The sequence below is a fragment of the Gillisia xinjiangensis genome (genome assembly GCF_046298265.1).
Lineage (GTDB): Bacteria > Bacteroidota > Bacteroidia > Flavobacteriales > Flavobacteriaceae > Gillisia > Gillisia xinjiangensis.
Genome location: NZ_JBKAHK010000001.1, coordinates 230,569 through 239,726 on the forward strand (window position 1 = coordinate 230,569; position 9,158 = coordinate 239,726).

The 9,158-nt window shown below is 42.5% G+C and carries 2 protein-coding genes, 1 tRNA gene, 3 rRNA genes and 1 pseudogene; 2 read left to right on the forward strand and 5 right to left on the reverse strand.

Going from position 1 to position 9,158, the window contains the following annotated elements; translation table 11 throughout:
* The first annotated feature begins 2 nt into the window (after positions 1-2).
* Together ACKGJN_RS01040 and ACKGJN_RS01045 are read left to right on the forward strand one after the other, a co-directional pair.
* Positions 3-1,463 carry a glutamate synthase subunit beta gene (locus ACKGJN_RS01040; protein ID WP_409537559.1) on the forward strand — a complete coding sequence of 487 codons (1,461 nt, stop codon included), beginning with the start codon at positions 3-5 and terminating at the stop codon, positions 1,461-1,463.
* 24 nt (positions 1,464-1,487) lie between these two features.
* Positions 1,488-1,595: pseudogene (locus ACKGJN_RS01045) on the forward strand (acyl-CoA dehydrogenase family protein); the annotation flags it as partial.
* Between the two features lie 82 nt (positions 1,596-1,677).
* Here the strand turns inward: ACKGJN_RS01045 and ACKGJN_RS01050 are convergent.
* From ACKGJN_RS01050 to ACKGJN_RS01070, 5 genes are all read right to left on the reverse strand, one after another.
* Positions 1,678-4,635, reverse strand: a complete 2,958-nt coding sequence (locus ACKGJN_RS01050; protein WP_409537560.1) for a T9SS type A sorting domain-containing protein — start codon at positions 4,633-4,635, stop codon at positions 1,678-1,680.
* A 700-nt stretch (positions 4,636-5,335) separates the two neighbouring features.
* Positions 5,336-5,445: ribosomal RNA gene (rrf, locus tag ACKGJN_RS01055) — 5S ribosomal RNA — on the reverse strand.
* Positions 5,446-5,704: 259 nt separating this feature from the next.
* Positions 5,705-5,814, reverse strand: a 5S ribosomal RNA gene (rrf, locus tag ACKGJN_RS01060).
* Between the two features lie 188 nt (positions 5,815-6,002).
* Positions 6,003-8,842 (reverse strand): 23S ribosomal RNA (locus tag ACKGJN_RS01065).
* 238 nt (positions 8,843-9,080) lie between these two features.
* Positions 9,081-9,154 (reverse strand) — tRNA-Ala (locus ACKGJN_RS01070).
* Positions 9,155-9,158 lie beyond the last annotated feature (4 nt).

A 9,158-nucleotide genomic window follows, 5' to 3' on the forward strand; every position in this document is an offset into this window, starting at 1 on the left:
TAATGGATAATTTAAAAGGGTTTTTGGAATATGACAGAAAGGAAGAGGAAACTGATGCTGTTAAAGTCCGCGTAAAAAACTACAACGAATTTAAGAAAGAACCAGACAATACAGAATTAAAAAAACAGGGAAGCCGTTGCATGGATTGCGGGGTTCCTTTTTGCCATAGCGGCTGCCCATTGGGAAATTTAATACCCGATTTTAATACCGCTGTGTCCAAAAACGAATGGAAAAAAGCCTTGGACATACTTCATTCCACCAACAATTTTCCGGAATTTACGGGAAGATTATGCCCTGCTCCCTGTGAGTCGGCTTGTGTTCTGGGGATTATTCAGCCACCGGTTGCCATAGAACTTCTTGAAAAATACATCCCGGAACGCGGATTTAAGGAAGGCTGGATAAAGGCAAATCCACCAAAGCACAGGACAGGTAAAAGGGTTGCTGTGGTAGGCTCCGGCCCTGCAGGACTAGCAGCAGCACAGCAGTTAAACAGGGCTGGTCATTTGGTGACCGTATTGGAACGTGATACTAAAATTGGAGGTTTATTAAGGTATGGTATTCCCGATTTCAAATTGGAAAAAAGAATTATAGACAGAAGGGTTTCAATATTAAGGGAAGAAGGCATTCTTTTTGAAACCAATGCGAATGTTGGAGTAAATTATGAGATTGAAAAACTCAAGGATTTCGATGCAGTTGTACTTTGTGGAGGAGCTACCAGAAAAAGGGACCTGCCCATTCCGGGAGCTGACAGTAAGGGGGTGGTTCAGGCAATGGAATTTCTTAAGCGAAACAATGAAATAGTTGCTGGTCTTGCCGAACCAATACCAGAACTTTCGGCCAAAGACAAGCATGTTATCGTAATTGGTGGCGGCGATACAGGATCAGATTGTGTTGGAACCTCGAACAGACAAGGGGCTAAATCGGTTACTAATTTCGAGATTATGCCAATGCCATCATCCAATCGCAGTAGCGAAAATCCATGGCCCTACTGGCCGTTCACTCTAAAAACAACTTCTTCCCATGAGGAAGGCGTTGAAAGGAACTGGTCTATTTCTACAAGAGAATTTGTAAAAGACCAGAATGGAGATTTAAAAGGCCTTAAAACAATAGAGATCGAGTGGATTAAAACAGAAGAAGGCAGACCCCAACTAAAAGAAATCCCAGGATCGGAAAAAGAATGGCCCTGCGACCTGGTTTTACTGGCCCTGGGATTCACAGGACCGGAAGCCACATTGAGCCATCAGTTAGGGTTGGAGGTAGATACCAGGACAAACATTAAAGCAGGGACTGATTATAAAACAAGCATACCCAAAATATTTACTGCAGGCGATATGCGACGCGGGCAGTCATTAATTGTTTGGGCAATATCTGAAGGCAGGGAAGCTGCACGCCATATTGATATATTCCTTATGGGAAAAACAAACCTTCCAACCAAAGGAGAAGGGGATTTACCCTCTGTATAGTTGAGTTTGAATAAATAATTATAATATATTGAGGAATACCAGGTTGAAAAATTAATGAGAGATGCCAGGATCATTCAAATTTATGAAGGCACCTCAAAGATCCGGAAGTTCGTGATCTCAGGAAGTATTTAGAACAAATAAAACTCATTAATTATAAATGCGAAAAGCAGCCCTTGAAGGCTGCTTTTCTTTTTAAAAAAGTTAGTTTACAAAATTATTTATCGGAAATAATCTGTTTAAAGAATGATTCCCTGTCTGTAGTTACCTTAACTATATAAATCTGACTTGCTCTTGTTCTGAAGTCTATATTAATAGTTGTAACCTTTCCTTTAAATGCATTAGCCTCATTATAAGTACTAAGCAGTCTTCCCTGCATATCAAACATTTGAATAGTAGCAGGAGATTCATAATCAAAGTCATACCGAATATTCAATGTTTCCCTGAAAGGTACAGGATACGCATTAAAGCCATTTTCGATCGTAGTTTGCGATTTTAGAATACTTTCATCCAAATTCAGCGATGAAGTTGAACTTGATTCGATGCTACTACAACTATCTGGATCTGAAATTGGATTTGGATCACATTTTTTATCTGAATTTAGACTTATTTGTGCTCCACTACCGCCTACAGCAGTTCCTCCATGAGAATCATAAACCATCTCAAAATTCGCAGTGGCACCCGAAATGGGTTTAGCTGCTCCTACGATCGTTTTTACATCATATTTCACAGAAATTATATAGCTGTCTCCTTCAACGGATGGAAAAGTAATACTCACATCTCCTTTATTAGCTCCGGCATTGTTATCATATATTGTAACATCTGTAGGAGAAAGATCTCCACATGAGTTGCTAAAAACTCTGACGTTCGATGTATTCTGGGCAATAAAGTATAGACTAAGATCTGTTGTTTGATCTACTACAACTGTTGTAGAGCCTGCTTTACCTATCACATCGGCATAATAAAAGAACACCCCAGGTACTGCATTTTGAACTTTATTTCCCCGTATGGTTAAACAAATATTACTTAGAGTAAAGTCTGTCGGAGTTCCGCTTTGAGTGATACATTTATACTCATCACAATCTGTCTGCGTTGGGAAGATATGAGCGCAATTTGGTTCAGTGAAAGTCTCTGTTCCGCTCACCGCCTCACAACTAATTGAAGACTGAGAAACCGAAGCTTTCTTACCTATTACATAATAAGTACCAGCACTCATATTGCTCTTGAAGACTCCACTGCCATCAGGGGTTACTGACCCTTGGGAAACATCATCTGTTTCAGTATTCCCTGCGCCATCCTGGTTTCCAACAACTTTCCATAATACATAACTATCAAAAGTGTCATTGGCAGGATTAGCGGATCCATCAAGTGATAAAATACCATCATTGGCACCATTACAACTGATACCAGTTGAGGTGATCGCTAAATTCAAGGCTGCAGGATCAGTGAAAGTCTGTGTGCCACTCATTGCCTCACAACTAATTGAAGACTGAGAAACCGAAGCTTTCTTACCTATTACATAATAAGTACCAGCACTCATATTGCTCTTGAAGACTCCACTGCCATCAGGGGTTACTGACCCTTGGGAAACATCATCTGTTTCAGTATTCCCTGCGCCATCCTGGTTTCCAACAACTTTCCATAATACATAACTATCAAAAGTGTCATTGGCAGGATTAGCGGATCCATCAAGTGATAAAATACCATCATTGGCACCATTACAACTGATACCAGTTGAGGTGATCGCTAAATTCAAGGCTGCAGGATCACTAATAATTACAACATTACTAATTGCAGGACATTCAGAATTTCCACTTTCTTTAACAGCAACAACATAATAACTTCCAGGTTTAAGCCCAGAAAAATCACTTCCGTCCGTATTGGAATCCTCTTTAGTATCATTTGTTTCCCCATTCTGGTCATCATCTGGATTTCCAACCACCTTATAAAGATCTAATCTATCGTATCCACTGGCAGAAGTTATTGTTACATACCCATCTGCTGAGCCATTACAACTAACATCTGTATTTCCTATAGCAACCGCAGGGGAAAGATTTAAATTAAGTTGAATTGGGTCACCCGGAAAATCTTTTAATACAGATTGACCTGAATTACCGGATGTTCTGGTTCTAATAAACAGCGTGCTTATTTGGAAACAAGGATCATCGTCCTGTGGGAAAAATGCGGAAAGGTTTACTGCTCCTTCAGCCCACTGGTTAATTTGATACTGATATAAATTAGGATTAGTTGAAATTGGTTCAGTATGATAAACTGACCAGGGTACTATTGTTTCTAATACATTGACTGAAGCAAAAATCCCATTCAACTTTGCAGAAGTATCTAAAGTCGCCAGGACATACAAATACTTTCCTCCAACCTCTTTCCATTCCCTTACCACGACTTTTGCTGCAGCTCCCCCTTGGGTAAATTCTAAAGTGACCAATAAATCTCCTTCTGTTCTACCTCCTGTTAAAGGAGAGGCGGCGGAAGTAAAGGTCCCATCAGGATTTTTGGTCAAGGTTTGTTGCAGGAGTTCAAAATCAATATAGCTACTACCATTAATATCCTCTCTATCTCCTGCAAAAAGGATCCAAAGATCGTCTCCATTTGTGTAAGTACCACCAGGCCATGCTGGATGTGTTTCTGCACCATATGTAAAATGAACCGCAACAGTTTGAATTTCATTTTTAGTGGGTACTGATCCTACCTTCCATGTGTAAGTATTAGGATCATGATCAATTTTATTACTACCATCGAATACAGTTGGATCTAAATTTGAAATGTCATCTCTCAAGAAAAAAGACATTACACCTTCCTGATAATTGGAATCAAAGACCGGATCTAGGCCATTAAATTTTGTGTCATCAAGATCACTCATAAATAAACTTAAGCCTTCATCCTGGCTTGGAAGTCCAAACCAATCACCATAAGTATCAACTTTTGCATTACCGTCAATTTCAAAACCCCAGATAGTATTTCCAATGTTATGGGGCGTAATTACCGGTGCAACTCCCTGAACATTTTCAGCAGTGTTCTTTTGGGCAAAAATATCATTAAATGGAATTAGCAAAAGAACCGCTGTAAAAAGTGGAAAAATATATTGATTTTTCCACTTTTTGCACCATTTTCCGTCATTTGATCCTGTCAGAACAAGATCGATCGTAAAATCTTTCATAATAGTTATTTTAAAAGGTTAGTAATATTGTCATGCGCAAGTGATTTTAGAATGTAGGTTTGGGTTGTGCAAAAAGAAAAATTTTTTAAATCATTAAACATTGTAAACACATAATAGAGGGAGGAATACAACATATTCTACGGGGAAAGAATAAGTAAATAAGTTCTTTAGTCCGGACTATTAGGGAAGCCCAATAACAAATATTATGTTGGGAAGGTTTTTCCAGCAGGGCCGGAAGGGCATTCAATAAAGACTTATAACAGCCTGATTGGGAAAGCTTTACAAATCTGTTTTCATTTTATAATTACCCTAAATAACACAAATTATCCCGGAAATAACAGTAGGGAAAATACCACCTTTTCACATTCTATAACTTTGCTCAACAAAATGTGAAGACCGTTCATTGACGATGAAGATGTGTGAAGAGGGCTTGGAGAAAGCGGGGATTTGTAAGAAAGTAGGCGCGGATTTACAAGTGCTGTGGTAATTATTTGAAACAGATTTGATAATGCCCGGAATACAAATGAGAGCTAACACTTTCCCGATTTATGGGTTCGATAGGCTGATGGCGCGGATTTGCAATCCGCGTCGATTTCCTTGACTTTATTGCATAAAAAAAGCACCTATCTTTCGATACGTGCTTATAGAGTACTATAAAACAAAAAAAACCCTTCATCGATATGATGAAGGGTTTTCAAAAACAAGGCGGCGACATACTCTCCCACAATACAGCAGTACCATCTGCGCTAACGGGCTTAACTTCTCTGTTCGGAATGGGAAGAGGTGAGCCCCGATGCTATAGCCACCGTAGATATTAGTCCCGATAGCTATCGGGATAGATATGAGACTTGAGATTAAAGGTTTACCCATTATCTCATATCTCACGTCTCATATCTAGTATCTCTCTCCTAAAAAGTATAAAACAAAAAAAACCCTTCATCGATATGATGAAGGGTTTTCAAAAACAATTCGGCGACCCCCGATAGCTATCGGGGCTCCTACAATACAGTAGTACTTAAATGTATAAAACAAAAAAAGACCTTTACTTTTCAGTAAAGGTCTTTCAAAAACAAGGCGGCGACATACTCTCCCACAATACAGCAGTACCATCTGCGCTAACGGGCTTAACTTCTCTGTTCGGAATGGGAAGAGGTGAGCCCCGATGCTATAGCCACCTTAAATTATAAGTTAACTTGTGATTGGGGATTAGTGAATTGGAAGAGATCCAATTAACTATTCTCTGATCACTAATTAACTCCCGCATAGCGGGTAATAACGTTAACATATAAGGAAATAAAGAATAGAGTGATACCAGAATACTTTTTACAACATAGGTTTTTCGTTCCGGTCTCTTGCAAGACCGGAACCGCACTAAGCTTTACGGATTATTAGTATCACTCGGCTATGACATTACTGCCTTTACACCTGTGACCTATCAACGTGGTAGTCTCCCACGATCCTTTAAAGAAATCTCATCTTGTGGTGGGTTTCGCGCTTATATGCTTTCAGCGCTTATCCCTTCCCGACGTAGCTACCCAGCAATGCTCCTGGCGGAACAACTGGTGCACCAGAGGTCAGTCCAACTCGGTCCTCTCGTACTAGAGTCAGATCCACTCAAATTTCTAACGCCCACTGTAGATAGAGACCGAACTGTCTCACGACGTTCTGAACCCAGCTCGCGTGCCACTTTAATGGGCGAACAGCCCAACCCTTGGGACCTTCTCCAGCCCCAGGATGTGACGAGCCGACATCGAGGTGCCAAACCCCCCCGTCGATGTGAGCTCTTGGGGGAGATCAGCCTGTTATCCCCGGCGTACCTTTTATCCTTTGAGCGATGGCCCTTCCATGCGGAACCACCGGATCACTATGCTCTACTTTCGTACCTGATCGACCTGTATGTCTCTCAGTCAAGCTCCCTTATGCCATTGCACTCTACGCACGGTTACCAAGCGTGCTGAGGGAACCTTTAGAAGCCTCCGTTACTCTTTTGGAGGCGACCACCCCAGTCAAACTACCCACCAAGCATTGTCCCCCTTGTTCAGGGGTTAGGCTTCAAACAAGTAAAGGGTGGTATTTCAACAATGACTCCACAACACCTGGCGATGCTGCTTCAACGTCTCCCACCTATCCTACACATCACTTGTCCAAAGTCAATACTAAGCTATAGTAAAGGTGCACGGGGTCTTTTCGTCCCACAGCGGGTAATCGGCATCTTCACCGATACTACAATTTCACCGAGCTCATGGCTGAGACAGTGTCCAGATCGTTGCACCATTCGTGCAGGTCGGAACTTACCCGACAAGGAATTTCGCTACCTTAGGACCGTTATAGTTACGGCCGCCGTTTACTGGGGCTTCAATTCAATGCCTCGCCGAAGCTAACATCTCCTCTTAACCTTCCAGCACCGGGCAGGTGTCAGGCCCTATACATCATCTTTCGATTTAGCAGAGCCCTGTGTTTTTGATAAACAGTCGCCTGGACCTCTTCACTGCGGCCCATCCGAAGATGGGCGACCCTTCTCCCGAAGTTACGGGTCTATTTTGCCTAGTTCCTTAGCCATGAATCTCTCGAGCACCTTAGAATTCTCATCCCAACTACCTGTGTCGGTTTACGGTACGGGCTGCCACCACTCGCTTTTCTTGGAAGTCGATTTGCTAGATTATCACGCCGGCCGAAGCTTTTGTGTACTATCGCCGTGTTACCACTGGCTTCAACGTACTATTCCGTCAGTACGCACTAACTTTTCGCCTCCGTCACTTTTAACGTGGGGCAGGTACAGAACTATTAATCTGTTGTCCATCGACTAACCCATTCGGGGTCGCCTTAGGTCCCGACTAACCCTCAGCTGATTAGCATAGCTGAGGAAACCTTAGTCTTTCGGTGTGCGGGTTTCTCGCCCGCATTATCGTTACTTATGCCTACATTTTCTTTTGTAATTAGTCCAGCATGCCTGACAGCACACCTTCAACCCCATTACAATGCTCCCCTACCACTCCATATATTTAAATATGAAATCCATAGCTTCGGTAATATACTTATGCCCGATTATTATCCATGCCGAACCGCTCGACTAGTGAGCTGTTACGCACTCTTTAAATGAATGGCTGCTTCCAAGCCAACATCCTAGCTGTCTGGGCAGTTCAACCGCGTTTCTTCAACTTAGTATATATTTGGGGACCTTAGCTGATGGTCTGGGTTCTTTCCCTCTCGGACATGGACCTTAGCACCCATGCCCTCACTGCTGATCAACATTTTATAGCATTCGGAGTTTGTCAGGAATTGGTAGGCGGTGAAGCCCCCGCATCCAATCAGTAGCTCTACCTCTATAAAACTTTAAATCAACGCTGCACCTAAATGCATTTCGGGGAGTACGAGCTATTTCCGAGTTTGATTGGCCTTTCACCCCTACCCTCAGGTCATCCCAAGACTTTTCAACGTCAACGGGTTCGGTCCTCCACTATGTGTTACCACAGCTTCAACCTGCCCAAGGGTAGATCACACGGTTTCGCGTCTACCACTACCAACTATAGCGCCCTATTAAGACTCGCTTTCGCTACGGCTCCATCTCTTAAAGACTTAACCTTGCTGGCAACGGTAACTCGTAGGCTCATTATGCAAAAGGCACGCCGTCACCCCCTAAAGGGCTCCGACCGCTTGTAAGCGTATGGTTTCAGGATCTATTTCACTCCGTTATTCACGGTTCTTTTCACCTTTCCCTCACGGTACTGGTTCACTATCGGTCTCTCAGGAGTATTTAGCCTTAGCGGATGGTCCCGCCAAATTCATACAGGGTTTCTCGTGCCCCGCACTACTCAGGATACCACTATGGTTTATGTTCATTACCTATACCGGGCTATCACCGTCTATGGCCACTCTTTCCAAAGTGTTCTAATTCTGTTCACAACCAATAGCGTGGTCCTATAACCCCAGCATTGCCGTAACAATACTGGTTTGGGCTAATGCGCGTTCGCTCGCCGCTACTTACGCAATCACTGTTGTTTTCTTCTCCTCCGGGTACTTAGATGTTTCAGTTCCCCGGGTTTGCCTCCTTGCGGATACTATGTCTTCAACATAGTGGGTTGCCCCATTCGGATACCTGCGGATCGATTTGTATGTGCCAATCCCCGCAGCTTTTCGCAGCTTATCGCGTCCTTCTTCGCCTCTGAGAGCCTAGGCATTCCCCATACGCCCTTATTTAGCTTATGTGCTTTTTACCTAATGTGCTCAAAGCATTAACAGAACAAGTCCGTCAATACCTTTATTTATTTATATTCTTAAATAGGTACCGAAGTACCTACTCGTATTCTCTCGTATTCTTTATTTCCCAATATGTCAATGAACGTTTTTCCTATATAACAACCTAAGAGCGATGATAACCAAACGAAGTATGCTAACGCATTCCTGGTTGTTTGAATTAACTATCTCCCTCAAATCTTAAGGAATAGTGGAGAATATCGGAGTCGAACCGATGACCTCCTGCGTGCAAGGCAGGCGCTCTAGCCAGCTGAGCTAATCCCCCATTT

What these genes read in the sequence shown, in the direction of transcription:
- ACKGJN_RS01050 (WP_409537560.1), bottom strand. Translation starts at nt 4,635, where the DNA reads ATGAAAGATTTTACGATCGATCTTGTTCTGACAGGATCAAATGACGGA.
- ACKGJN_RS01040 (WP_409537559.1), top strand. Translation starts at nt 3, where the DNA reads ATGGATAATTTAAAAGGGTTTTTGGAATATGACAGAAAGGAAGAGGAA.